At 70.7% G+C, this 26,021-nt stretch carries 22 protein-coding genes and 1 tRNA gene; 21 read left to right on the top strand and 2 right to left on the bottom strand.

From position 1 onward, the window contains the following. Positions 1–28: 28 nt before the first annotated feature. From AC5P1C_RS23345 to obgE, 9 genes are all read left to right on the top strand, one after another. The gene (locus tag AC5P1C_RS23345; RefSeq protein ID WP_493867854.1) at positions 29–1,951 is read left to right on the top strand and encodes a TIGR03960 family B12-binding radical SAM protein; all 1,923 of its coding nucleotides are present in this window, start codon (positions 29–31) and stop codon (positions 1,949–1,951) included. Continuing rightward, on the top strand, positions 1,952–2,521 hold the full coding sequence (locus tag AC5P1C_RS23340) for a GNAT family N-acetyltransferase (RefSeq protein ID WP_493867853.1): 570 nt from the start codon (positions 1,952–1,954) through the stop codon (positions 2,519–2,521). Positions 2,522–2,558: 37 nt separating this feature from the next. Continuing rightward, positions 2,559–3,986, top strand: a complete 1,428-nt coding sequence (locus tag AC5P1C_RS23335; RefSeq protein ID WP_493867852.1) for a hypothetical protein — start codon at positions 2,559–2,561, stop codon at positions 3,984–3,986. 46 nt (positions 3,987–4,032) lie between these two features. Then, positions 4,033–4,836, top strand: a complete 804-nt coding sequence (locus AC5P1C_RS23330; RefSeq protein ID WP_493867851.1) for a TIGR03936 family radical SAM-associated protein — start codon at positions 4,033–4,035, stop codon at positions 4,834–4,836. Between the two features lie 236 nt (positions 4,837–5,072). After that, complete coding sequence (locus tag AC5P1C_RS23325; protein ID WP_493867850.1) at positions 5,073–8,915, top strand: Rne/Rng family ribonuclease; 3,843 nt, start codon at positions 5,073–5,075, stop codon at positions 8,913–8,915. Between the two features lie 183 nt (positions 8,916–9,098). Further along, a complete protein-coding gene (locus tag AC5P1C_RS23320; protein WP_493867849.1) occupies positions 9,099–10,448 on the top strand; it encodes a phospholipase D-like domain-containing protein in 1,350 nt (449 codons plus the stop codon). Between the two features lie 163 nt (positions 10,449–10,611). After that, entirely contained in the window at positions 10,612–10,932 is a 321-nt protein-coding gene (rplU, locus tag AC5P1C_RS23315) for a 50S ribosomal protein L21 (protein WP_160505004.1), read from the top strand. A gap of 14 nt (positions 10,933–10,946) precedes the next feature. Continuing rightward, entirely contained in the window at positions 10,947–11,201 is a 255-nt protein-coding gene (gene rpmA, locus AC5P1C_RS23310; RefSeq protein ID WP_160505003.1) for a 50S ribosomal protein L27, read from the top strand. 133 nt (positions 11,202–11,334) lie between these two features. Then, positions 11,335–12,774 carry a GTPase ObgE gene (gene obgE / locus AC5P1C_RS23305; protein WP_493867848.1) on the top strand — a complete coding sequence of 480 codons (1,440 nt, stop codon included), beginning with the start codon at positions 11,335–11,337 and terminating at the stop codon, positions 12,772–12,774. Positions 12,775–12,917: 143 nt separating this feature from the next. Here obgE and AC5P1C_RS23300 read toward each other — a convergent pair whose 3' ends face one another. Beyond that, positions 12,918–15,008 carry a hypothetical protein gene (locus AC5P1C_RS23300; protein WP_493867847.1) on the bottom strand — a complete coding sequence of 697 codons (2,091 nt, stop codon included), beginning with the start codon at positions 15,006–15,008 and terminating at the stop codon, positions 12,918–12,920. Positions 15,009–15,255: 247 nt separating this feature from the next. On the opposite strand from AC5P1C_RS23300, the gene proB reads away from it, so the two are divergent. From proB to AC5P1C_RS23275, 5 genes are all read left to right on the top strand, one after another. Continuing rightward, positions 15,256–16,467 carry a glutamate 5-kinase gene (proB, locus tag AC5P1C_RS23295; RefSeq protein WP_493867846.1) on the top strand — a complete coding sequence of 404 codons (1,212 nt, stop codon included), beginning with the start codon at positions 15,256–15,258 and terminating at the stop codon, positions 16,465–16,467. A 235-nt stretch (positions 16,468–16,702) separates the two neighbouring features. Then, positions 16,703–17,182 (top strand): DUF8830 family protein, encoded by a 480-nt coding sequence (locus AC5P1C_RS23290; RefSeq protein WP_493867845.1) that lies wholly within the window; start codon positions 16,703–16,705, stop codon positions 17,180–17,182. 91 nt (positions 17,183–17,273) lie between these two features. Further along, complete coding sequence (locus AC5P1C_RS23285; RefSeq protein WP_493867844.1) at positions 17,274–18,575, top strand: glutamate-5-semialdehyde dehydrogenase; 1,302 nt, start codon at positions 17,274–17,276, stop codon at positions 18,573–18,575. Between the two features lie 67 nt (positions 18,576–18,642). Next, positions 18,643–19,221 carry an SCO2584 family spore wall biosynthesis protein gene (locus AC5P1C_RS23280; protein WP_493867843.1) on the top strand — a complete coding sequence of 193 codons (579 nt, stop codon included), beginning with the start codon at positions 18,643–18,645 and terminating at the stop codon, positions 19,219–19,221. 66 nt (positions 19,222–19,287) lie between these two features. After that, positions 19,288–20,355, top strand: a complete 1,068-nt coding sequence (locus AC5P1C_RS23275; protein ID WP_493867842.1) for an SCO2583 family membrane protein — start codon at positions 19,288–19,290, stop codon at positions 20,353–20,355. A gap of 12 nt (positions 20,356–20,367) precedes the next feature. Here AC5P1C_RS23275 and AC5P1C_RS23270 read toward each other — a convergent pair whose 3' ends face one another. Then, complete coding sequence (locus AC5P1C_RS23270) at positions 20,368–21,477, bottom strand: M48 family metallopeptidase (protein WP_493867841.1); 1,110 nt, start codon at positions 21,475–21,477, stop codon at positions 20,368–20,370. Between the two features lie 99 nt (positions 21,478–21,576). Between AC5P1C_RS23270 and AC5P1C_RS23265 the strand changes: the two genes are divergently transcribed. The 7 genes from AC5P1C_RS23265 to AC5P1C_RS23235 all read left to right on the top strand — a co-directional run bounded on the left by AC5P1C_RS23265 (position 21,577) and on the right by AC5P1C_RS23235 (position 26,019). Further along, positions 21,577–21,900 (top strand): hypothetical protein, encoded by a 324-nt coding sequence (locus tag AC5P1C_RS23265; protein WP_493867962.1) that lies wholly within the window; start codon positions 21,577–21,579, stop codon positions 21,898–21,900. Positions 21,901–21,984: 84 nt separating this feature from the next. Then, positions 21,985–22,146, top strand: coding sequence for a hypothetical protein (locus tag AC5P1C_RS23260; protein WP_344528407.1), 162 nt, complete (start codon positions 21,985–21,987; stop codon positions 22,144–22,146). An 87-nt stretch (positions 22,147–22,233) separates the two neighbouring features. Beyond that, positions 22,234–22,872, top strand: coding sequence for a nicotinate-nucleotide adenylyltransferase (gene nadD / locus AC5P1C_RS23255; protein WP_493867840.1), 639 nt, complete (start codon positions 22,234–22,236; stop codon positions 22,870–22,872). 16 nt (positions 22,873–22,888) lie between these two features. Continuing rightward, on the top strand, positions 22,889–24,583 hold the full coding sequence (locus AC5P1C_RS23250) for an LCP family protein (protein ID WP_493867839.1): 1,695 nt from the start codon (positions 22,889–22,891) through the stop codon (positions 24,581–24,583). Positions 24,584–24,721: 138 nt separating this feature from the next. Further along, positions 24,722–25,168 carry a ribosome silencing factor gene (gene rsfS / locus AC5P1C_RS23245; RefSeq protein WP_453695302.1) on the top strand — a complete coding sequence of 149 codons (447 nt, stop codon included), beginning with the start codon at positions 24,722–24,724 and terminating at the stop codon, positions 25,166–25,168. Next, positions 25,165–25,806: a histidine phosphatase family protein gene (locus AC5P1C_RS23240; protein WP_493867838.1), complete on the top strand. Its 642-nt coding sequence runs from the start codon at positions 25,165–25,167 to the stop codon at positions 25,804–25,806. The genes rsfS and AC5P1C_RS23240 overlap by 4 nt, the downstream gene beginning before the upstream one ends. A gap of 140 nt (positions 25,807–25,946) precedes the next feature. Then, positions 25,947–26,019, top strand: a tRNA-Ala gene (locus AC5P1C_RS23235). The last annotated feature ends 2 nt before the right edge of the window (positions 26,020–26,021 follow it).

Genomic DNA, 26,021 nt, shown 5'->3' with positions numbered 1-26,021 from the left:
CCCCTGCCAGCTCATGAGAGACGCCGAGATGCCTGTCGAGTCCGTCTTCCCACGCCTGGAAGCGCTTCTCCCGCACGTCCAGAAGCCCATCCAGTACGTCGGCGGAGAGCTCAACTCCACCGTCAAGGACTGGGACGCATGTGACGTCCGCTGGGCGCTCATGTACCCCGACGCGTACGAGGTCGGGCTGCCCAACCAGGGCGTCATGATCCTTTACGAGGTGCTCAACGAGCGCGATGGCGTCCTCGCCGAGCGCACGTACAGCGTCTGGCCGGACCTCGAAGAGCTGATGCGGGAGCACGAGGTCCCGCAGTTCACCGTGGACAGCCACCGCCCCGTCGGCGCCTTCGACGTGTTCGGCCTCAGCTTCTCCACGGAGCTCGGCTACACGAACATGCTCACGGCCCTCGACCTGGCCGGGATTCCCCTGGAGTCCAAGGACCGCACGGTCGACGACCCGATCGTCCTCGCCGGAGGCCACGCGGCCTTCAACCCCGAGCCGATCGCGGAGTTCATCGACTGCGCGGTCATCGGCGACGGCGAGCAGGCCGTGCTCGACATGACGGCGATCATCCGCGAGTGGAAGGCCGAGGGCCGCCCCGGCGGCCGCGAGGAGGTCCTGTTCCGCCTCGCGAGGACCGGCAACGTCTACGTCCCCGGGTTCTACGACGTCGAGTACCTCCCGGACGGGCGCATCGGCCGCGTCGTACCGAACAAGTCCGGTGTCCCGTGGCGCGTGTCCAAGCACACCGTCATGGACCTGGACGAGTGGCCCTACCCCAAGCAGCCCCTCGTGCCGCTCGCGGAGACCGTCCACGAGCGCATGTCCGTGGAGATCTTCCGCGGCTGCACCCGCGGCTGCCGCTTCTGCCAGGCCGGCATGATCACGCGCCCCGTGCGGGAGCGAAGCATCACCGGCATCGGCGACATGGTGGAGAAGGGCCTCAAGGCGACCGGCTTCGAAGAGGTCGGACTGCTCTCCCTGTCCTCCGCGGACCACACCGAGATCGCGGACGTCGCCAAGGGCCTCGCGGACCGGTACGAGGAAGACAAGATCGGCCTCTCCCTGCCCTCGACCCGCGTCGACGCCTTCAACATCGACCTGGCGAACGAGCTGACGCGGAACGGCCGTCGGTCGGGTCTGACGTTCGCCCCCGAGGGCGGCAGCGAGCGGATGCGGAAGGTCATCAACAAGATGGTCTCCGAGGAGGACCTGATCCGCACCGTCGCGACGGCGTACGGCAACGGCTGGCGCCAGGTCAAGCTGTACTTCATGCTCGGCCTGCCCACCGAGACCGACGAGGACGTCCTGCAGATCGCGGACATGGCGGCGAACGTCATCGCCAAGGGCCGCGAGGTCGCGGGCAACGACATCCGCTGCACGGTCTCCATCGGCGGCTTCGTGCCCAAGCCGCACACGCCCTTCCAGTGGGCCCCGCAGCTGTCGTCCGAGGAGACGGACGCCCGTCTCGCGAAGCTGCGCGACAAGATCCGCGGCGACAAGAAGTACGGCCGCTCCATCGGCTTCCGCTACCACGACGGCAAGCCCGGCATCGTCGAGGGCCTGCTCTCGCGCGGTGACCGCCGCATCGGCTCCGTCATCCGCGCGGTGTACGAGGACGGCGGCCGCTTCGACGGCTGGCGCGAGCACTTCAGCTACGACCGCTGGATGGCCTGCGCCGAGAAGACGCTTCCCGACTTCGGCGTGGACGTCGACTGGTACACGACGCGTGAGCGCACGTACGAGGAGGTCCTGCCCTGGGACCACCTGGACTCCGGTCTCGACAAGGACTGGCTCTGGGACGACTGGCAGGACTCGCTCGACGAGACCGAGGTCGAGGACTGCCGCTGGACCCCGTGCTTCGACTGCGGCGTCTGCCCGCAGATGCAGACGGAGATCCAGATCGGCCCGACCGGCAAGAAGCTCCTTCCGCTGTCGGTAGTGAAGTAAGTGACGCCGCACGGGCCGGCGGACGGCGCGGGCGCTCCTCGACTCGCCCCGCCCTCCGGCCTCGTGCATCTGTCCTTCATCGCCGCGATGGAGGAGTTCCGCGCCGAGGGGCGCGGCGGCGTCGACGACGACACGACGCTCGGCCGCACCCTGCGCGACTACGGCGACAAGTGGCACGACCCGGTGGTCTTCGAGCGCTACGTCGACGAGGTCCGCGACGCCACCCACCCGGCCGAGCCGTTCTCCGTCCCGGTGACGACCCTCTGGTACGCGGACGGCGCCGACTACTTCGGCCGCCTGGCCATCCGGCACAACGTCAACACGCGCTTCCTGCGCGAGTACGGCGGCCACATCGGCTACGACGTACGCCCCACCGCCCGCCGCAAGGGCCACGCCACGGCGATGCTGATCGACTCGCTGCCCTGCGCCCGTGAGCTGGGCCTCGCGTCGGTCCTTGTCACCTGCGACACCGACAACACCGGTTCGCGCAAGGTGATCGAGGCCGCGGGTGGCGCCTTCGAGGGCGAACGCGGCGGAAAGCTGCGCTACTGGATCCCGACGGGCGCCTGACCGAACCAGCACCCGCTACTGACGCGTCTAGGACGGCATGGACCTGGAAAAGCGGCCTTCGCTGCACAAGCGCGAGCCGCAGCAGCCGCCCACCCCTTCGCAACCGCAGGCCGAGGGCTGTCTCGCCGTCGCGATCCGCGTTCCGGTGCGGATCGTGGTGCTCGTGCTCGTCGTGCCGGTGCGCCTGGTGTGGGACGCCCTCGCCGTGTGCGGCCGCTTCCTGTACTTCAGGGGTCTGCGGCCGGTGGGGCGCGCGTTCTCCTGGCTGGGGCGGACGTTGATCGTGACGCCGCTCGAGTGGCTGAACGCGTACGTCGTCACGCCGGTCGCGCGGGGCATCGCCGTCGCCGCGGTGTGGCTGCTCAAGGCGGTGTTCGTGTGGCCGTGGGTGGGGCTGTGGCGGTATGTGGTGGTGCCCGTGGGCAGGGGGCTCGCGTGGCTGGGGCGGGTGCTCGTCGTGGTGCCCGCGGTGTGGTTGTACGCGTCTGTCCTCACGCCGATCGGTCACGGCATCGCCTGGCTGTGCAGGGGAGTTGGGCTCGGCGTCGGCCGGCTGGGGCGGGTGCTCGTCGTGATCCCCGCCGGGTGGCTGTACGCGTCCGTGCTGACGCCGATCGGGCACGCGATCACCTGGCTCGCGCGGGGCATCGCGGCGGGCGCGTCGATGGCCGGACGCGGCATCGGGGTCGGTCTGGTGTGGCTGCTCAAGGCGGTGTTCGTGTGGCCGTGGGTGGGGCTGTGGCGGTATGTGGTGGTGCCCGTCGGGATGGGGCTCGCGTGGCTGGGGCGGGTGCTCGTCGCGATCCCCGCCGGGTGGCTGTACGCGTCCGTACTCACGCCCATCGGGCACGCAATCGCCTGGCTGGCCAAGGGAGTTGGGGCGGGCATCGCCTGGACGGCGTGGGGGATCGGGGCCGGGGCCAGCTGGTTGCTGCGGGGGATCGGGACGGTGCTCGGGGCCCTGGGACGCTGGATCTTCGTCGTGCCCGCCGTCGCCCTGTGGCGCTGGGTGCTCGCGCCCATCGGGCGGGGGATCGCAGTCGTCGTACGCGAGATCGGTGCGGCGCTCGGACACGCCTGGCGTGTCGCCGGGTATGTGTCGCTTGCCGTGGGCCGCTTCCTCGGCCGGCTGCTGCGGTGGCTCTTCGTCGACCCGGTGCGCTGGGTATACCGCGCGGTGCTCACTCCGGTGGGTCACGTGCTGCGCGACGGGGTCTGGCGGCCCACCGCCCGTGCGGTCAAGGACGCGGGCCGCGCCACCCGGCAGGCCCTGGCCGCCGCCCGCCAGAGCGTGCGCGAGGCCCGCGCCGACGTGCGGCGCACGCTGTTCGGGGCACCGAAGGAACGGGTCCCGGTGGGGGCCGTCCCGATGGAGCCCGCGCCGGTGCCCGTGGCCCGGAGGGAACCGGACACGGCCGGGGCACGTACTCTAGGTAGCAGTACGACCGCACTCACGAAGGACTAGAACACTGGGCAAGCGACAGCCCGAAGGCCCGCCGCCCGCTCCCGCGGTGCAGCGCATCCGACTGCGCTACACCAAGCGCGGCCGCCTCCGGTTCACCAGCCACCGCGACTTCCAGCGCGCCTTCGAGCGGGCGCTGCGCCGCGCCGAGGTGCCCATGGCGTACTCGGCGGGGTTCACCCCGCACCCGAAGGTGTCGTACGCCAATGCCGCACCCACCGGCACGGGCAGCGAGGCCGAGTACCTGGAGATCGCGCTCACCGAGCCGCGCGACCCCGACAAGCTGCGGGAGCTGCTCGACGAGTCGATGCCGAGCGGGCTCGACATCGTGGACGCCGTCGAGTCCCGCACCTCGGGACTCGCGGACCGCCTCACCGCGTCCATCTGGGAGCTGCGCCTCGACGGCGTGGAGCCCGCGGACGCGGAGCGTGCAGCCGAGGCCTTCCGGGCCGCGGAGGCCGTCGAGGTCCAGCGCCGCACGAAGAACGGCATGCGGACGTTCGATGCCCGCGAGGCCGTCGTGAGCCTGGAGGCGATCTCCGCCCACGAGGCGCTCCGTCACGACGCTGATAGGCCGACCGACCAGCCCTGTGCGATACTGCGGCTGGTTGTTCGGCACGTGACACCTGCCGTACGACCTGACGACGTCCTGTCCGGTCTTCGAGCTGTGGCCGACCTGGCGCCGCCGGTCGCCGCAGCGGTGACCAGGCTGGCGCAGGGGCTTCTTGACGACGAGACCGGCACGGTGACCGACCCGCTCGCGCCCGACCGCGAGGCAGCCACGACCCCGCTTGTGAACCAAGGGGCCGCCGCAGCCGCCGCGAAGGTGCCGGCGACGGAAGGTCCCGCGTAGGGACGAGCGTCGAAGCGCAGCCCTCGTACTCGGGAGCCACCTGGGTCGGGCAGCGCACTGACCGAGACTTTCGCCAGGCCGTCCGCATTTGGGCGTACGGAACCGGCGAGACAGACACATAGAGCTCCCGTGCGGCGCCCACGCCCCCGGATGGCGGCCCCGCGTAGGTGAGCGAGGGCCGCGGACATCACCGGACCAGGCGCGGCGCCCGGGAGCGTGACGGGAGAACCGCCCGCATGCTTGAGCCGAACGAACCCACTGAGGGCTCGGACAACAACACCCCCAGCGACACCTTGCCGCCGCGCCGCAGGCGCCGCGCCGCGTCGCGGCCCGCGGGACCGCCCGCGGGCGCCACCGAAGCCGCGGCCCCGGCCATACCGGCCACCCCCGCCGCCGAAGCGCCCGCCGAGGCCGCTGCTCCTCAGCCCGAACCGGCCGAGGAAGCCGCTCCCGCTCCGCGCCGCCGCCGTGCCACCCGCCGCGCCTCGGCTCCCGCCGGTGCGCCGCAGGGCGCGGAGACGGCCGCCGAGACGCCGGCCGCCGAGCCCGTGACCGCCGAGGTCACGGCCGATGCCGAGCCCGCCGAGGAGGCCGCTCCGGCTCCGCGCCGCCGCCGTGCCACCCGCCGCGCCTCCGCTCCCGCTGGTGCGCCGCAGGGTGCCGAGGCCGCCGCCGAAGCGCCTGTGGCCGCCGAGGCCGCCGCCGAGGAGCCCGCCGCCGAGGCCGCGCCCGAGGCGCAGCCGGAATCCGGCGACGCCGCCCCGCGCCGTGCCCGCCGCCGTGCGACCCGCGGCTCGTCCGCGCCCGCAGCCGAGGCCGCCGCCCCTGAGACCGCTGAGGCGCCCAAGGCCGCCGAGCCCGTGGAGGCCCCCGAGGCGGAAGCCGCCGAGGACGACGCGCCCCGTGGACGCCGGCCCCGCCGCGCCACCCGTAAGGCCGCCGCCGGATTCTCGGCGCCCGCCCCGGCCCGTGCCCGCAAGACCCGTGCCGGTGACTCCGACGAGGACTCCGGGCGCAAGCCCGCGCGGCCCGCCGTAGCCGTCTTCCAGGCCCCGGTCTTCGCCGAGCCGATGTTCCAGACCCCCGAGAGCGCCGCTGCCGCCGCTGCGGCCGCCGCAGCCGAGGCTGCCGACGAGCCCGCCGAAGAGGTCGAGGCCGAGCCCGTCGCCGCCGAGCCGGTGGTGCAGGAGGAGACCGGGGGGCGCCGTCGCCGTCGCCGCAAGGCCGCCGACGAGCAGCCCGCCGCCGAGCGCGAGCCGGCCAAGGCCGCCCCGCAGCCCGCCGAGGTCCCCGAGGCCGAAGAAGCCGAAGAGGCCGAGGACACGGCCGCGGAGAGCGACACCGACAACGACGAGTCCGACGACTCCGGTGAGCGTCACGGCCGCCGTCGCCGTCGTGGTGGCCGTCGCCGCCGCCGCGGTGAGTCCGCCGACGACTCCGGTGACCAGCAGGACTCGGACGCCGATTCCGACACGGACGCGGCCGCCGAGCAGGAAGCGGAGGACACGGCCGAGCAGGCCGAGGACGACTCCGACGACAACGGCTCGGGCGCCGGCTCCAGCAGCAGCCGTCGCCGCCGTCGCCGTCGCCGCCGCGCCGGTGACTCCGGCGAGTCCGAGAGCACCGCGGACGGCGACCCGGAGCGTACGGTCGTCAAGGTCCGTGAGCCGAGGGAACGGCGTGGGAAGGACGCGGAGCGCGAGCCCGGCACCGGCGCCGACGAGGTCCAGTCCATCAAGGGCTCGACCCGCCTGGAGGCCAAGAAGCAGCGCCGCCGCGAAGGCCGCGAGCAGGGCCGCCGCCGCGTCCCGATCATCACCGAGGCCGAGTTCCTGGCCCGTCGCGAGGCCGTCGAGCGCGTGATGGTCGTCCGCCAGAACGGCGAGCGCACCCAGATCGGCGTCCTCGAGGACAACGTGCTCGTCGAGCACTACGTCAACAAGGAGCAGGCCACCTCGTACGTCGGCAACGTCTACCTGGGCAAGGTCCAGAACGTGCTGCCGTCCATGGAGGCCGCCTTCATCGACATCGGCAAGGGCCGCAACGCCGTGCTCTACGCCGGTGAGGTCAACTTCGAGGCGCTCGGGATGGCCAACGGCCCCCGTCGCATCGAGTCGGCCCTCAAGTCGGGCCAGTCGGTCCTCGTGCAGGTCACGAAGGACCCGATCGGCCACAAGGGCGCCCGCCTCACCAGCCAGGTCTCGCTGCCGGGCCGCTACCTGGTCTACGTGCCCGAGGGCTCGATGACCGGCATCAGCCGCAAGCTGCCCGACACCGAGCGCGCGCGTCTGAAGACCATCCTCAAGAAGATCGTTCCCGAGGACGCGGGCGTCATCGTGCGCACCGCCGCCGAGGGCGCGAGCGAGGACGAGCTGCGCCGTGACGTCGAGCGTCTGCAGCAGCAGTGGGAAGAGATCCAGAAGAAGGCGAAGAACGGCGGCGCCGCGCCGACGCTGCTGTACGGCGAGCCGGACATGACCGTCCGTGTCGTCCGCGACATCTTCAACGAGGACTTCTCGAAGGTCATCGTCAGCGGTGACGACGCCTGGGAGACCATCCACGGATACGTCTCCCACGTCGCCCCGGACCTGGCCGACCGCCTGCAGCGCTGGACCTCCGAGGTCGACGTCTTCGCGACGTACCGCATCGACGAGCAGCTGATGAAGGCGCTCGACCGCAAGGTCTGGCTGCCCAGCGGCGGCTCGCTGGTGATCGACAAGACCGAGGCGATGATCGTCGTCGACGTCAACACCGGCAAGTTCACCGGTCAGGGCGGCAACCTCGAAGAGACCGTGACGAAGAACAACCTCGAGGCGGCCGAGGAGATCGTGCGCCAGCTGCGCCTGCGTGACCTCGGTGGCATCGTCGTCATCGACTTCATCGACATGGTGCTCGAGAACAACCGGGACCTGGTCCTGCGTCGCCTGCTCGAATGCCTGGGCCGTGACCGTACGAAACACCAGGTGGCCGAGGTCACCTCGCTGGGTCTCGTCCAGATGACCCGTAAGCGCGTCGGCCAGGGCCTCCTGGAGTCCTTCTCCGAGACCTGCGTGCACTGCAACGGCCGCGGCGTGATCGTGCACATGGAGCAGCCGACCTCCGCCGGTGGCGGCGGTGGCAAGCGCAAGAAGCGCGGGCGCGGTGGCTCGGAGCAGGGTCAGGAGCACACGCACGACCACGAGCACGAGGGCACGGACGAGGTCGAGACCGAGTCCGATGCCGAGGTCGCGGCCGAAGTGGCTGCCCCGGTGGCGCTTCCCGAGCCGGAGTTCGTGCCGGACGAGGAGCTCTACAGCAGCGCCTCCGAGGCCGAGGCAGCCGCCTCCCGTGGTGGCCGTTCGCGCCGCAGGGCCACCCGTCGGGCCTCGGCTCCGGCCGGCGCCCCGAAGGCGGACACCGCGCCCAAGGCGGAGAAGCGCTCCAGGTCCCGGAAGGCCGCCACGGCCGAGGACGAGGCTCCGGTGGTCGAGGCCCCCGTGGTCGAGACTCCGGCCGCCGCCGAGGACCCGGTCGTCGAGGTGGCCCACGAGGCACCGGCGGATGACGCCGCTCCCAAGGGGCGTACGCGCCGCCGTGCGACCCGCAAGGCGACGGCGCCCGCCGGTTCGCCGAAGACGGAGAGCACGGAGCGGGAGGCCGCCGAGGTGATCGTCGCCGAGGCGCCCAAGGCGGAGCCCGTCGCCGAGCCGGTCGCCGCCGAGCCGGTGGCCGAGGCCCCCGCCGACGCCGCCCCGGCCCGTCCGCGCCGCCGTGCGGTCCGCAAGGCCACCGCGCCGACGGCGTCCGAGGAGGCGGCCGTCCTGGTCGTCCCGTCGGCGGAGAAGGCCACGGAGGCCCCGGAGAAGGCCACGGAGAAGCCCGAGGCGGACGCCGAGGAAGCAGCTCCGGCCAAGAAGACGGCGCGTAAGACCGCCGCCAAGAAGACGGCCACGAAGAAGGCGGCCACCAAGAAGACCGCGGCCAAGAAGACGGCCGCCAAGAAGACGACGGCCAAGAAGGCGTCGAAGACGACGAAGAAGACCGCCGCGGCGGAGCAGGCGCCGGCCGGCGTCAAGGCCTCCGCGGCCGACGAGGCCTGACCCCCTCCTTCGTAGTCCGTCTGTACGACCGGGGTGCCCCCGACATGGTGATCTGGCCATGCCGGGGGCACCTCGCTGTTGGAACACGACGAAGTACCTGTAAAACTCATGCGGTTGGTGAAGGAGTACGCGGGCGTGGTGTCTGGGGAGACGCTCCGTTCGTGTCAGGGGAGGGGATGGACGATGGCGAACGGTCGCCTGAGAGGCACGGGACGTCACCGTGCCGCGAAGCAGGTCAAGGGCGCACGCCAGGCCGTGGCGCTGGCCACGGTCCTGTCGGCGGCGGGCATCCAGAGCGTCGGCGCCGTGGGGACGGCGGCGGCGGACGCGGAGCCGCCCCTGGTCGAGGCGCCGATCTTCAACGATCCGCTGGGCACCACCGAGCAGCAGTACGCGATCCGCACCCGCCTGATCGACCTGACGAACGCCGCGGTGCCAGGCTCGACGATCAAGGTCGCCGTCTACCACGTGTGGGAGGCCTCGGTCGTGAACGCGCTCGTGGCGGCCAAGGACCGCGGCGTGCGCGTCCAGATGGTGCTCGACGAGTCCAGCAGGAGCGACCGCCCCACGAACACCTCGTACAGCACGCTCGCGGCGGCGCTGGGCACGGACAAGACGAAGTCGTCCTTCGTGACGCTCTGCCCGGCGAACAAGTCGTGCCTGGGCGACCCCAAGTACGGCAAGTCGATCATGCACAACAAGTTCTGGTTGTTCTCACAGGTCGAGGGCGCCAGGGACGTCGTCGTACAGACCACGTCGAACTCGACGCCCTCCGCGCACACGAAGTTCTTCAACGACGCGCTGCAGCTCCCGAACAACCCGACGATGTACGACGCGTACGCCGACTACTTCACCGACATGATCCGCAAGGACTGGCGGAACTGGGACTACCGCACGGTCAGCGACGGCGTCTACAAGGCGTACTTCTTCCCGCGCTCCGGCACGGTCAACGAGACCGACACGATGTACTCGGTCCTGAACAACGTGACGTGCAACTACAAGGACGCGGCCGGGGTGGCCCGGCACACCAACGTCCGCGCCTCGATCTTCAAGATCACCCGGAAGCAGATCGCCGACAAGCTCGTCTCGCTCAAGAAGGCGGGCTGCACGGTCAGCATCGTCTACGCCGAGACCGACAGCGCCAAGAGCCAGGGCGGCACCCCCGGCACCTGGGAGGCGCTGCACAAGGCGGGCGGGCCGACCATGCGCTGTTTCAACGACGACCGGGACCCGCTGCGCCCCGGCACGAAGCTCGTGACGCCCTACATCATCCACTCGAAGTACCTGCTCATCGACGGGAAGTACGACGGCAAGGTGAACAAGCTCTCCTTCACCGGCTCGCAGAACTACACGGCGCCTGCGCTGCGCGAGAACGACGAGGCGATCGTGAAGATCGACGACGACTCCGTGCACGACGCGTACCGCGGACACTTCGACCGGGTACGGACCGTGGCCTGGCCCGGGAAGGCCGACAGCACCGATCTGTGCAAGGGCGTCAAGCCGCTGCCGCAGGACGGCGAGAAGCCGGTTTGACCCGTCCGGCCCAGCCCCGTAATCTTGACCGTCGGCGTGTTACTAGACACGTCCTACCCCTGTAAACCTGATTTTCCTTCCGGCGCCTGGCGTCCGGGAGAGGTCGACCGCGTATGCGGGCGGCTGGACTGCGGGGGTCCCGTTCCGAGCGAGAGAGAGATCCGTGTACGCCATCGTGCGCAGCGGTGGTCGCCAGCACAAGGTTGCTGTCGACGACATCGTTGAGGTTGACAAGCTTCCCACCGCCAAGGTTGGCGACACCGTAGAGCTCTCTACGCTGCTCGTTGTCGACGGCGACGCCGTGACGAGTGACCCGTGGGTGCTTGCCGGTATCAAGGTCACGGCCGAGGTCGTGGACCACCACAAGGGCGCGAAGATCGACATCCTTCGCTACAAGAACAAGACCGGCTACCGCCGTCGCCAGGGTCACCGCCAGCAGTACACGGCGATCAAGGTCACCGGTATCCCCACGGCTGCGAAGTAAGGGACTGAGAACACATGGCACACAAGAAGGGCGCATCGTCCACTCGGAACGGGCGCGATTCCAATGCTCAGCGGCTCGGCGTGAAGCGCTTCGGCGGTCAGACCGTCAACGCCGGTGAGATCCTGGTCCGCCAGCGTGGCACCCACTTCCACCCCGGCTCGAGCGTCGGCCGTGGCAAGGACGACACGCTGTTCGCGCTGGCCGCCGGTGCGGTCGAGTTCGGCACGCACCGTGGCCGCAAGGTCGTGAACATCGTTCCGGTCGCCTGAATCAGGCTTCCGTAGAACAGGTTCTTCGCGAGGGCGGACCTCACTTCCCTGTCGGGAAGCGGGTCCGCCCTTCGCGTGTTACATCTAGGGGCATTTCGTCCCTGACATTCGCATGTTTCTGGAGGCACATCCCATGACCACCTTCGTGGACCGCGTCGAGCTGCACGTCGCCGCGGGTAGCGGGGGCCACGGCTGTGCCTCCGTCCACCGTGAGAAGTTCAAGCCGCTCGGCGGCCCGGACGGTGGCAACGGCGGCCGTGGCGGTGACGTGATCCTGGTCGTCGACCAGTCGGTCACGACCCTGCTCGACTACCACCACTCCCCGCACCGCAAGGCCACCAATGGCGCCCCCGGCGCCGGTGACAACTGCTCCGGCAAGGACGGCCAGGACCTCGTCCTGCCCGTGCCGGACGGCACCGTCATCCTCGACAAGGACGGCAACGTCCTCGCCGACCTGGTCGGCCAGGGCACGACGTACGTCGCGTCGCAGGGCGGCCGCGGCGGCCTGGGCAACAAGGCACTCGCCTCGGCCCGCCGCAAGGCGCCCGGCTTCGCGCTCCTCGGTGAGCCGGGTGACGCGGGCGACGTCATCCTGGAGCTCAAGACGGTCGCGGACGTCGCGCTCGTGGGCTACCCGAGCGCGGGCAAGTCCTCGCTGATCTCGGTCCTGAGCGCCGCCAAGCCGAAGATCGCGGACTACCCGTTCACGACGCTCGTCCCCAACCTCGGTGTGGTGACGGCCGGTTCGACCGTCTACACGATCGCCGACGTGCCGGGTCTGATCCCGGGCGCCAGCCAGGGCAAGGGCCTCGGCCTCGAATTCCTGCGGCACGTCGAGCGGTGCAGCGTCCTGGTGCACGTCCTGGACACGGCGACCCTCGAGTCCGACCGCGACCCCGTCTCCGACCTCGACATCATCGAGGCCGAGCTGCGGGAGTACGGCGCCGGCCTGGAGAACCGGCCGCGTGTCGTCGTCCTGAACAAGATCGACGTACCGGACGGCCAGGACCTCGCCGACCTGGTCCGGCCCGACCTGGAGGCGCGCGGCTACCGCGTCTTCGAGGTGTCGGCCGTGGCGCACAAGGGGCTCAAGGAGCTGTCCTTCGCGCTCGCCGAGGTCGTGGCCGCGGCGCGTGCCGCGAAGCCGAAGGAGGAGGCGACCCGTATCGTCATCCGGCCCAAGGCCGTGGACGACGCGGGCTTCACCGTCAAGCTCGGCGACGACGGCATCTACCGCGTGCGCGGCGAGAAGCCCGAGCGCTGGGTGCGGCAGACTGACTTCAACAACGACGAGGCCGTCGGCTACCTCGCGGACCGCCTCAACCGCCTCGGCGTCGAGGAAGAGCTGATGAAGGCGGGCGCCCGCACGGGCGACGGCGTCGCCATCGGCCCGGAGGAGAACGCGGTCGTCTTCGACTGGGAGCCCTCGGTGATGGCCGGTGCGGAGATGCTGGGCCGGCGTGGCGAGGACCACCGGCTCGAGGCGCCGAGGCCTGCGGCGCAGCGGCGGCGGGACCGGGACAGCGAGCGGGACGATGCGGAGAAGGCGTACGACGACTTCGAGCCGTTCTAGGCTTTTGCCTTGGTGGGGGCGCCCTGGACAGTGAGAGGGGCCCCCGGAGCTTCGGCTCCGGGGGCCCTTCTGTTGTTCGTACACCGTGCGGGTGCGTTGTGGTTGATCGCGCAGTTCCGAGCGCCCCTTGTGGGGCGCTCCGCTTACGCCGTGACCGTGTCTTCTGCGCCGTTTGATTCCGTTGGGTCGGACTCGGCTTCCTCTGCCGCGTCCTCCGCTGCCCGCTGGCCGGGGATCTCCGCGTCGATGCGGGTCGCCATGCGGATGCGGCGCTCGTCGGCCTTGGCCGAGAGCGTGAGGGCCGCCTGGTTGAAGCGGACCAGCGAGGGCGGGTCCGAGGGGCCCAGGAGGTGCTCCTTGAGGGCCAGGCGGGCGTCGGCGTGCGTGTCCTTCTCCGGGGACCGGACGGCCTCCAGGAGCGCCGGGATGTCCTCGGCGGTCGGGGAGAGGATCGCCGCCGCGCTCACCGTCGGGAAGCCCGCGCGGAAGTCCGCCTCGGACATGCCGGACGTGTTGGCGACGGCGTACGGCTTCTCGCTCGTCAGCCAGTCGGAGACGACCGAGGAGACATCACTGATCAGCAGGTCCGCCTGGTTGAAGCACGAGAAGATCGCCGGGCGCGCGGTGGTGATGATCTGGTGCTCCCACTCGGGGAACGACGCCCAGTACGCCGTCTCCCACGCCGCCGTCGCCTCGGCGACGGCCGCCTGCTGGTCGCCGTCCGGCGTGCCCTGGAGCATCATCCGCTCCATCTCGTCCACGCTCTTACGGAACGCGGTCGAGGTCAGACGGTCCAACTCGGCGGTGCGCAACGACAGTTCGGCCAACGCCTCCTGGCCGGGACGCTCGCCCGAACGCTTGGCGGCGGCCTCGCGGATCATCGCCTTGATGCGCTCGTTCGCCGCGCCCGCGCGGGGGTCCTGCGAGCCGGTCATCGGGTGCGGCTTGTAGATGAGCCGTACGCCGGGGTCGGCCAGCAGGTGCCGGACGATGTTCTCGCCCGCGAGGGTCACCGAGGTGTTGCCGGGGTTGCCGTCCCAGCCCTCCCAGGTGGGGGCGTACAGAACGGTCGTGAACGGGCCCGTGGGGGCGCCCGTCGAGCGCAGGATCGGGGACAGCTGGGGGCGGCCGACCTCGACCACGTCCTTGTCGTCGACGCCGACGTCGGCGGCCTGGTAGCGGTCGCGCGCGGCCGGGCCCGCCACCCACACCTCGTCGTACGCCTTCGCGTACGGGTTGCAGGAGGACAGCTTGTCACTCTCGCCGTGGTTGATGAAGGCGTGCTTGATCGTGGGGATGCGCAGGACCTGCGAGGTCTTCGCGGCGTTCGCCGGGTGCAGCATCATCTTCAGCGTCGAGGTCTCCAGGGAGAACATCGTCGCGACCTTCGGGAAGCAGATGATCGGGACGTCCGTCGCGTCGATCTTCTGCACCATGAACCGCTCACGCAGCACGATCAGCGGCTTGCCGTCGAGCTTGCCGAGTGTGGAGAGCCACATGTTCGCCTGGTACGCCGACGTGGAGCCGCCCGAGAAGTACATCGCGACGGACGGCTGGTACTCGGCCAGCCAGTTGTCCAGCCACTCCATGACCTTCTCGTCGTTCTTCGCGCGCTTCTTGGGGAGCAGCCACGTGGCGAGGTAGAGGGCGCCGAGGCCCATCAGGGCGATGGAGATGCCGACGCCGATGCCGCCCCAGTACGCGTCCGTGGTGCCCGCGGTGACCACCATGCCGGCCGTGGCGGGGATCGAGAACGTGAGCAGGCGGTGGGCCTGGCGGCGCGAGAGGATCCGCGGCGGGGCCGCGGTCAGGTGCAGCGCCGACGTGTCGATGTTGCGCGTGACGATCGGCAGCTGGCGCCTGCGGCGCACCAGTATGGCGGTGGCCTGGCAGCCGAAGTGCAGGAAGTAGAAGGCGAGCAGCGAGATCGTCAGCGGCGACTGCTCGGCCAGCGGCTCGATGCCGTCGATGCGCAGCAGGCCGACCAGGATCAGCATGTCGCGCAGGAGCTGCCTGACGGTGACATCGAACCGGATCTTGCCAAGGAGGGAGAGGAGCCCCGGCTGCTTGTACTGCAGATAGACGTCGAGCGCGAGGTTCGCCGCCGACGCGGCGATGAACACCGGTACATACGGGACCAGCGCGCTGACGAGCTGGGCCGTGAAGAGCGCGAACATCGCGAACAGCGCGGAGAGCTGCACGATGCGGCGGGATGCGAGTCCGGCAGAGGGCACGGGCTTGGGCTCCTGGCGGGGGATCGGATGGGGCACCGGTGGGGGACCGGATGGGGGGAAGTCGACCACTGACCGTATGACGTGCGGTGGCTCTCTAGCAATCTTCCGTGAGGACAATCACCGGATTAAGGGGCAAAGGTACTGAACCTCGGGGGTGGGAATCGCCTCGGAGGGCTCGTGGGTCCGCCCCTCGAAATGCGCGGGCACCGCACCCCCTCACTCGCGTAGATTGCTGGTCCGGCAGGGAATGGGATCTTCGGGATCATTGGGGAAGTGCGTGGCTGGGGCAAGTCAGGATGCAGGGTGGGCCCGAAGGGCCTCGGTTGAGGGCGGTGGTGGGAGACGGGCGGGCGTCGCAGGGGCCCACAGGGTTGTCGTCAAGGTCGGGTCCTCGTCCCTGACCACCGCGTCGGGGGGCCTGGACGCCGATCGCGTTGACGCCCTCGTTGACGTGCTCGCCAAGAGCCGCAGCGGCGGCGAGCGCGAGATCGTGCTCGTCTCGTCCGGTGCCATCGCCGCCGGTCTCTCGCCGCTGGGCCTGCGCAGGCGCCCCAAGGACCTCGCGAGGCAGCAGGCGGCCGCCAGCGTCGGCCAAGGGCTTCTCGTGGCCCGCTACACCGCTTCCTTCGCCCGGTACGGCGTACGCGTCGGGCAGGTGCTCCTCACCTCCGACGACATGGCACGGCGTGCCCACCACCGCAACGCGTCCCGCACCCTCGACCAGCTCCTCGCGATGGGCGCGCTGCCCGTCGTGAACGAGAACGACACCGTGGCCACGGACGAGATCCGCTTCGGCGACAACGACCGGCTCGCCGCCCTCGTCGCTCACCTCGTCCACGCCGACCTCCTCGTCCTGCTCTCGGACGTGGACGGCCTCTACGACGGTGACCCGTCCAAGCCCGGCAGCTCCAGGATCACCGAGGTCACGGGCCCCGCCGACATAGCGCACGTCCAGATCGGCAGCGCGGGCAAGGCGGGCGTCGGCACCGGCGGCATGGTCACCAAGGTCGAGGCGGCGCGGATCGCCGCGGCCGCCGGGATCCCGGTCGTGCTCACCTCCGCGACCCACGCCGCCGACGCCCTCGCGGGCCGCGACACCGGGACGTACTTCCACCGCACGGGCCGCCGCACCGGCGACCGGCTCCTGTGGCTCCAGCACGCGTCGGAGCCGCAAGGCGCGCTCACGCTCGACGACGGCGCGGTGCGCGCGATCGTCGAGGGGCGCAAATCGCTGCTGCCGGCAGGGATCGCGGCGGTCGAGGGAGACTTCGCCGCGGGCGATCCCGTCGAGCTGCGGGACACCTCGGGACGTGCCGTGGCGCGCGGGCTGGTGAACTTCGACGCCAAGGAGCTCCCGCAGCTCCTCGGCCGTTCCACGCGGGAGCTCGCGCGGGAGCTCGGACCGGCGTACGAGCGGGAAGTGGTGCACCGCGACGACCTCGCGCTGCTGCACGACTAGCGGTCACAGCCCCGCGCAGCCCCCGCGGACAGTGGTGTCTGTCGTCCCAGGAGTCACAGCCGCCCCAGTGGTGACCCGGCCGAAAACAGGCGCGAACGCCGTGCGCCGACCGGCCCCTGCGAGGTGAAACTCCCCAAAACGGCCCCGCGGGGGCGCTTGGCCTGCTCAACTTTGTTCCAGACACTTCCGCACGACCATTGCGTATCCGCACCCCCATTGCGTAGAGGAGGCCGTCGTGAGACGAGTGCGCCCGGGAGCGTCGTCCCGCGCGTCCGCTGAGCGGTCCCTGACCAGCGTCGCCGCGGGGGCGACGTACACCGAGACGCGAGCGGCGGCCGAGACCGACGAGAGGCAGGAGGGCGAGACGGTGGAGGCGCCCCGTCTGTGGCACGTCACCCTGAGCGTCTCGGGGGCGAAAGCCCCGCTGAAGGAGGTCAGGCGAGGCCTCGAGCAGCTCGCCCACGACCACCCCTTTCTGCTGACCAGCAGGTACGCCCCCGACCACGCGGAGATCCGGTACTGGGAAGAGGCCCGCGACCTGCACGACGCGGCCGCGGTGGCGCTCCGGCTCTGGGGCGAGCACCGGCAGAGCGCGCAGCTGCCGCCGTGGGAGATCGTGGGGCTCGAAGTGATCGACCGCGACACGTACCACCAGCGGATCGCGGAGGGGTACGGTCCGCTGCCGGCGACCCCGGTGGGCGTGCACCCTTTTTGAGCCGTCCTGCTTTTCGAGCCGTCGTGAGCACCGTGGTCTCGGCTGCTGAAACAGCGGGTGGACCGTGGCCGCTCCCCATTACGCTGCGGGCATGACGTCCCTCCCTCCCTTGTTCTCGGGCTTGCCGTACGACAACCTCTCGCCCGTCGCCCAGGCCGCCTACCGCGCCCGCGGCGCCGCCGCGACGCTCGCGCCGCTGCCGCGCGCCGCCAAGGACGACGCGCTCCTGGCGATCGCCGACGCCCTGGAGGTCCGCACCGCCGAGATCATCGAGGCGAACGGCAAGGACACCGCCCGTGCCCGTGAGGCCGGGACCAGCGAGTCGATCGTCGACCGCCTGACGCTCACCCCGGAGCGGGTCCGCGCCATCGCCGCCGACGTGCGCGACGTGGCGGCGCTGCCGGACCCCGTCGGCGAGGTCGTCCGCGGCTCGACGCTGCCGAACGGCATCGACCTGCGCCAGGTCCGCGTCCCGCTCGGCGTCGTCGGGATCATCTACGAGGCCCGCCCGAACGTCACCGTGGACGCCGCCGCCCTCTGCCTGAAGTCCGGCAACGCGGTGCTCCTGCGGGGCTCGTCATCGGCGTACGAATCGAACACCGCGCTCGTCCGCGTGCTGCGCGACGCCGTCCACGGAGCGGGCCTGCCCGCCGACGCCGTCCAGCTCGTGCCGGGCGAGAACCGTGACTCCGTGCGCGAGCTGATGCGCGCCCGCGGCCTCGTCGACGTCCTCATCCCGCGCGGCGGCGCCTCCCTGATCAAGACCGTCGTCGAGGAGTCCACCGTCCCGGTCATCGAGACCGGCACCGGCAACTGCCACGTCTACGTGGACGCGAAGGCCGACATCGACATGGCCGTCGACATCCTCATCAACTCCAAGGCGCAGCGCCCCAGCGTCTGCAATGCCGCCGAGACCCTCCTGGTGCACGCGGACATCGCCGACGCCTTCCTGCCGCGCGCCCTGGACGCCCTGGCCGAGGCCGGGGTCACCGTGCACGCCGACGAGCGGGCCATCGCGTACGCCGACGCCTCGAAGGCCACCGTCGTGCCCGCGACCACGGAGGACTGGGAGACCGAGTACCTCTCGTACGACATCGCGGCGGGCATCGTCGACTCCCTGGAGCAGGCCGTCGAGCACATCCGCCTGTGGACCTCCGGGCACACCGAGGCGATCGTCACCACCTCGCAGCAGGCCGCGCGCCGCTTCACGCAGCTCGTGGACTCCACGACGGTCGCCGTGAACGCCTCCACGCGTTTCACGGACGGCGGCCAGTTCGGCTTCGGCGCCGAGATCGGCATCTCCACGCAGAAGCTGCACGCCCGGGGCCCGATGGGGCTTCCCGAGCTGACGTCGACGAAGTACATCGTCACCGGGGACGGCCACACCCGCTGAATTCCCGCACGAGCCCAATTCCCGTACCGTCTGCCCAGATTGCCCCTTCCGGGTCTACGCTGGAAGGGTGCCGGAGGACGTGGGGGGCACGCCGTCGTTTCCTGACGGCTGGGAGCCCGACGACGACCGCGACCACGGGGGTGCGGACGAAGAGTTCGCCTCCGTGGTCTTCGACGAGGACTTCGTCAAGGCCGCCGAAGTCCATGAACCCACCGCGGTGGAGCGGCTGTTGGCTGCCGCCCAGGCGCGCGCCGAGGCCTCCGAGGCCGAGAACCGCCGCGCCCGTACCCGGGGTTCGGGCCGCGAGTCGCCCGAGGACGACCTGTACGACGAGGGCTTCGGCCAGGACGACGGCGGCGAGTTCGGCCACGACCCGGACCTCGACGACGTGTACGAACGGGAGTTCACGGACGACGGGTACGGCCGGCCGGGTGTCTATGGAGGCCACAACCGCTGGCACCGACCCGTCGCCTGGATGCTCGCCCTCCTGATGGGCATCGGCATGGTCGCGCTCGCCTTCACGGCGGTCTACCGCGGCGCGTCGACGGGCCGCCAGGACCGGATCCCGCCCCCCGTCTCCACGGAGCCCTCCGCCTCCGCGGAGTACGGCCCACCGCCCGTGTCCGCGACGCCGCGCATCCCGTGAGAAGTTGACAGGATTTCTCGTGTACCAGGGCGTTTACCTGACCGCGCTGAGACCTACCCTGAAGGTATGGGCGGGCCAGGAGAACCACCCGAGGGGACCCCCGAGGGCGCTCCCGCCGGTGGTGAGGACGAGTACCGATCCGTCGTCTTCGACGAGTCGTTCGTCCGCGCCGCACGGCTCCAGGAGTACTCCGCGCAGGAGCGCATGGGCGATCACACGCACGCGGTGCGCCGCCGTCCGGCGCAACACCGACACCTCTCCAAACAGGCCGTGATCCTCGTCCTGCTGATCGCCGTCGCCTTCGGCACCGCGATCTACATGGGCGTACGCCACCCGTACGAAGCCCCGGTCGCCCAGCGCCCCGAGCCGCTGCGGATGACGGTCATACCGCTCGCCCCGCCGGGCCCCGTGCCCGGCGCCGAGAAGCCGGCCGATCTGTACGAGCACAGCCCGGCCGCGCAGTTCCGCACGGGCGCTTCGGGCATCAACCTCCCTGCGGCGCGGCGCACCCCGCACTTCTCGGACAGCCAGGTGATGGCCGCGCTGACCACCGCCAAGGACTATCTGGTCGAGTCCTCGCTCGACCCGGACGTCCTCACCGGCGGCGCCGTGCGCTCCGCGCGCATCCTGCTGGACCCGCAGCAGCTCGACCAGTTCGACGAGAGCTTCGCGCACCCGGCGGCGGACGGACGGCACGCGCCCACCGGCTGGCTGGTGCGGTTCGACCCGACGAAGACGGCCCTCGCCTCGCCCGGCATCCGGGTCCACGGCACGCTGCACGCCACCGAGACGGACAAGAACACCCTCGAGGTGACCTCGGACCACACCTTCGTGTACGCGCTGCGGCCGGCCGGCAAGGGCGAGCACGCCAAGGCCTCGCTCTTCACCGTCCGCCGCGAGCTGCAGTTCCGCTTCGACCGCGACGACCTGCGCATGCGCCAGGCCGAGCTGCTCGTGTCGTACATGCAGGCAGGGCCGCTCGCCTGCTCCGCCGACGTCGCCAACCAGCTGCGGCCGCTGCTCGCCGGGCAGAAGGCGAAGGCGGGCGGCCCCGCGGGCACCGACCCGTACGCGACGGGTGACGCCACGGCGCTGTGCGGCTCGCTCTCCGCTACCGCCCAGCCTTCGGTGTGAGGGTTCTGAGGGTTACTTGTCCTCGGTGTCGGTGGGGCCCTGTCCGCCCTGCCCGCCCTGTCCGCCCTGTCCGGTGAACTTGCCGCGCAGCTTGCCGCCCAGGTCGCCCGCGCCGCCCGCGATGTCGTTGACCAGCTTCATCAGCGGGTCCTTGCTGTGGCGCACGTCGTCCGCGTAGCTGGAAGCCGACTGACGGAAGGAGTCCGACACCGAGGTGTCCTTGTCCTCGTCGCGGCGCGGGTAGTGGCCGTCCATGATCCGCTGGTAGTCGCGGGTCTCGGCCCACTTCTTCAGCTCGGCGGCGCGCACGGTGGTGAAGGGGTGCGTACGCGGCAGGACGTTAAGGATCTTCAGGACCGAGTCCCGCAGGTCGCCCCCCGCCTCGTACTCCTTGGCCTGCTCCAGGAACGCGTCCACGTTCATCTCGTGCAGGTGGTTGCCGCCCGCGATCTTCATCAGGCCCCGCATCGACGCCTTCAGGTCCTGGCCCACCAGGAGCCCCGCACGGTCCGCCGACAGCTCGGACTTGCGGAACCACTCGCGCAGGGCGGTCACGATCGCCATGATCGCGACATTGCCGAGCGGGATCCAGGCGACCTTGAGCGCGAGGTTCGTGAGGAAGAGCAGTATCGTCCGGTACACCGAGTGGCCCGAGAGTGCGTGGCCCACCTCGTGGCCGACGACCGCGCGCATCTCCTCCTCGTCGAGCAGCTCGACGAGACCCGTGGTCACCACGATGATCGGCTCGTCCAGGCCGATGCACATCGCGTTCGGGTTCGGGTCCTGGTTCACGTACATCGGCGGGACCTTCTCCAGGTCCAGGATGTAGCAGGCGTCCCGCAGCATGGTGTTCAGGTGCGCGAACTGCGCGTCGGAGACCCGTACGGAGTCGGAGAGGAACAGGAGCCGCAGGCTCCGCTCCGGGAGCAGCGCGCTGAGCGCCTTGAAGACGGTGTCGAAGCCGGTGAGCTTGCGCAGGGCCACCAGGGCCGAACGGTCCGCCGGGTGTTCGTACGCCCGTGACGAGATGCCGGGGAAGCGCCTGCGCTGCCTGCTCGGCACGTTCTCGTGGCCGTTCTCGTGGCCACCGTCCTGCTGGCCGTGGTCGTTGTCGTCGGTCATGCCCCATCCCCCATGCTCGTCCAGTCATGCCCCCGAGGTGGGACCCAGCCTAGGCGGAGATACCGTGACAGGGCAGCACAGCGAATGGAGTCGCCCGTCATGGCCGTCATGGAGCACAGCGCCGCAGCCCACCACTGGGTCACGGAGGCGGCCGGCCTGGCCGCCAAGGAGCAGGGTGCGGGCAATCTGCTGCGCGTCGTGCTCATCGTCATGGTCGTCGGCTGCGTGCTCATGGCGTGGTTCCTGCTGCGGGGCTACAAGCAGGGTGCCGACGCCGAGCGCTCGGGCGGTGACGCCGAGCACCGGAGCGACGAGGCCGAGCACCGGAGCGGTGACGCCGAGCACCGGAGCGGTGACGCCGAGCGCGGCGAAGACCTTCCCGGCGGGGGCGACCAGGGCGACCGCGCGGACCGCAACGGCTGAGTCGGCGTGAGCTCGGCCGGTGCTCCCGCATACGATGGCCCCCAAGTCTTTGTCCCGCCCACCTCCGGATAGGTCCTGCCGACGATGAGCCTCCACAGCACCGCCTCCCAGCTGGTCACTCTCGCCTCCGAGGGCAAGCACGTCGACGAGCACGCAAGCATCAGTCCTCTGATCACCGGCGGTGGCGCGTTCGTCGCGCTGATGCTGCTCCTGTGGATCACCACGCGCTTCAACCGGGACCGCTGACCGAACCGCTGACCGAACCGCTGAGCGGTCTCACGGACCGGACGGCTGAAACAGAGCCCGTCGACCGGGCCGGTAGGGTCTGCACGCATGGGAGAGCAGGACATGCCTACCGGTCTCGGTACCGGCCCGGCCAGCAAGGGCAAGCGCCGCCTGGGCGTCATGGGCGGAACGTTTGACCCGATCCACCACGGACACCTGGTGGCGGCCCAGGAGGTCGCCGCGCAGTTCCACCTCGACGAGGTGGTGTTCGTGCCGACCGGGCAGCCGTGGCAGAAGAGCGACAAGGCGGTGTCCCCGGCCGAGGACCGTTATCTGATGACGGTCATCGCGACGGCCGAGAACCCACAGTTCTCGGTGAGCCGCATCGACATCGACCGCGGCGGACCGACCTACACGACGGACACGCTGCGCGATCTGCGCACGCTCAACCCCGACACGGACCTCTTCTTCATCACGGGCGCCGACGCCCTCGGTCAGATCCTCACCTGGCGCTACACCGAAGAGCTGTTCTCCCTGGCGCACTTCATCGGGGTCACCCGGCCCGGCCATACGCTGGCCGACCCGGGCCTGCCGGCGGGCGGTGTCTCGCTGGTCGAGGTCCCGGCGCTCGCCATCTCGTCCACGGACTGCCGTGCGCGGGTCGCCAAGGGAGACCCCGTCTGGTACCTGGTGCCGGACGGTGTGGTGCGTTATATCGACAAGCGCGAGCTGTACCGCGGCGATTGAGCCGAGAGGGGCACCGGTGAACGACCGACAGTACGACCCGTATGCGGGCGGCGACCCGTACGCGGGCGAGTACGCGGCTGATCAGTACCAGGTCGTCGGGTACGACGAGTATGGGCAGCCGGTGTACCAGCAGGTGCCTCATGTTGCGCAGCAGCAGCAGCCGCAGCCGCCGCAACAACAACAGCCGCAACAGCAGCCGCAGGGTTACGGGTACGACCCGTACGCGACCGGGCAGCAGGCTCCCGTGCCTCCGTACGACTCTTCGTACGACTCCGGTTCGTACGGCACGTACGACCAGCAGCAGGCGTACCAGCAGCCCCCGCAGCAGGCCGCCCAGCAGACGCAGGCCGGCTGGATTCCGCAGCAGTCGCGCCAGCCGGAGCCGGAGCCTGAGCCGGAACCGGTGCCCGAAGCCGAGCCCCGGCGTGCGCCGGAGCGCGATCCCGCCTACGAGACGCAGCAGTTCTCCTTCATCGAGGAGCCGGACGAAGAGTCCGAAGACGTCATCGACTGGCTGAAGTTCACCGAGAGCCGCACCGAGCGGCGCGAAGAGGCCAAGCGGCGCGGGCGCTCCCGGGTCGTCGCGCTCGTCGTGGTGTTCGCGCTCGTGATCGCGGGCGGCGTCGGCTACCTCTGGTACGCGGGCAAACTGCCCGGCCTGTCGGACGACGCGTCCGGCGATGCCACCGCGGCGGCCGGACCGCAGAATCGCGACGTGATCGTCGTCCACCTGCACAACACCAAGGGGGGCGGCACCTCCACGGCGCTCCTGGTGAACAACACCACGGCCAAGCGCGGCACGACGGTCCTGCTGCCCAACTCCCTCTCCGTGACCGACGACGACGCCGCGGGAACGACGCTCGGCAAGTCGGTCGACGACGACGGTTCGACCGGCACCCGCGAGTCGATCGACGGTCTGCTCGGCACCCAGGTCGAGGGCACGTGGCGGCTCGACACCCCTTACCTGAACAACCTCGTCGAGCTGGTCGGCAACATCGACGTCGACACGGACGCGAACGTTCCGGACCCCAAGGCCAAGAAGGGCCAGGCGCCCCTCGTGAAGAAGGGCGAGCAGCAGACCCTGAGCGGCCCGATGGCCGTCGCGTACGCCACCTACCGCGCGTCCGGCGAGTCCGAGACCGCGCAGCTCAAGCGGTTCGGCCAGGTCATGCAGGGCGTCCTGCGGAAGCTGTCGTCCGACCCGCAGGCCGCGACGACGACCGTCCAGTCGCTGGCGCAGATCCTGGACCCCTCGCTCAAGGAGAAGGACCTCGGCGCCTTCCTCGCCAAGCTCGCCGACCGCGCGAAGGGCGGCGACTACTCCACGGAGCTGCTCCCGGTGCAGCAGGACGGGACGCTCTCGCAAGCGGCGAGCACGAACGTGGTCAAGGAGGTCCTCGGCGGCGCGGTCAAGAGCCCGGAGAAGGGCGCGGCCCTACGGGTCGGGGTCAAGAACGCCTCCGGGAGCAAGGGCGCCGGGCAGGACGCGCGGATCTCGCTGGTCAACGGCGGCTACACCTTCGTCGACAGCGGCGCGGGATCCACGGCCCAGGCGGCTTCGCAGGTCACGTACGCCGACGCGGGCAAGAAGACGCAGGCCGCCGAGGTCGCCAAGACCCTGGGGCTGCCGGACAGCGCGGTCCGCAAGGGCAAGACCGCACCGAACGCGGATGTGTCGGTGGTCCTCGGCCAGGACTACGACGCGGGATGACCGGCGCGGACCCGGGCCGGGAGACGACTCCCGGCCCGGGTGACGCAGCAGACTGGGTGATCGAGCGATCGCCGGGAGTGCTGTCGGCGGTCCGTGAGACCCTTGGTGTGTCTTGACCACCTGAAGGAAAGCTCACTAGTGACCGCCACGGACCGCTCCATCGAGCTCATCAAGGTCGCCGCACAGTCGGCCGCCGACAAGCTCGCCCACGACATCATCGCGTACGACGTCAGCGACGTGCTGTCGATCACGGACGCGTTCCTGCTCGCATCCGCGCCCAACGACCGCCAGGTCAAGTCGATCGTCGACGAGATCGAGGAGCGGCTCAGCAAGGAGCTCGGCGTCAAGCCGGTGCGCCGCGAGGGCGACCGCGAAGCCCGCTGGGTCCTCCTGGACTACGTGGACATCGTGGTGCACGTCCAGCACAGCGAGGAGCGTGTCTTCTACGCCCTCGAGCGCCTCTGGAAGGACTGCCCCGAGATCGAGCTCCCCTCGGACGCCGTCGCGACCCGCGGCAAGGCCGCCGAGCACGCCGAGCAGCGCGCCGCGGAGGAGGCCGCCGACCTGGACGGTGAGCTGCGGTGACCAACCGCGGCAGCCGGATCGTCCTGTGGCGGCATGGCCAGACGGCCTGGAACCTGGAGCGTCGCTTCCAGGGCTCCACGGACATCGATCTGACCGATACAGGTGTCTCGCAGGCCAAGCGCGCCGCCCGGCTGCTCGCCTCGCTGAAGCCGGACGCCATCGTGGCGTCCGACCTCAAGCGGGCGGCGGCCACCGCGAGTGAGCTCGCTGCCCTCACCGGCCTGGAGGTCACGCACGAGCAGGGCCTCCAGGAGACGTACGCCGGTGAATGGCAGGGCCTGACGCACGACGAGATCATCACGCGCTTCGGCGACCAGTACGACGCGTGGAAGCGCGGCGAATCGGTGCGCCGCGGCGGCGGCGAGCTCGAGACCGAGGTCGCCGACCGGGCCGCGCCGATCGTGCTGCGCCATGCCGAGAAGCTGCCGGAGGACGGCACGCTCGTGGTGGTCAGCCACGGCGGCACGATCCGCACCACCATCGGCCGCCTGCTCGGCCTTGAGTCCCACCACTGGGAGGGCCTCGGCGGGCTCTCCAACTGCTGCTGGTCGGTGCTCGGCCAGGGCGCGCGGGGCTGGCGCCTGCTCGAGCACAACGCCGGCACGCTGCCGGAGCCGGTGCTCGGCGACGACGATTAGCCCTGAGCCGGGCCGGTGCGAGTGCGGGTGCCTGAGCCGCTGGTCACAGGGCCCGGGAGGGCCCGTCACCCGGATTTCACATTCCGGCTCGTCGCAGGCTAAAGTTCTTCTTGTTCGCCCGCCGAGCGGGAGGAACGCAAGGGGCTATAGCTCAGTTGGTAGAGCGCCTGCATGGCATGCAGGAGGTCAGGAGTTCAATTCTCCTTAGCTCCACA

The sequence above is a fragment of the Streptomyces sp. A18 genome, assembly GCF_059026065.1.
The sequence above is the reverse complement of the archived record's forward strand: the minus strand, read 5'-3'. Positions and strand labels throughout refer to the sequence as shown.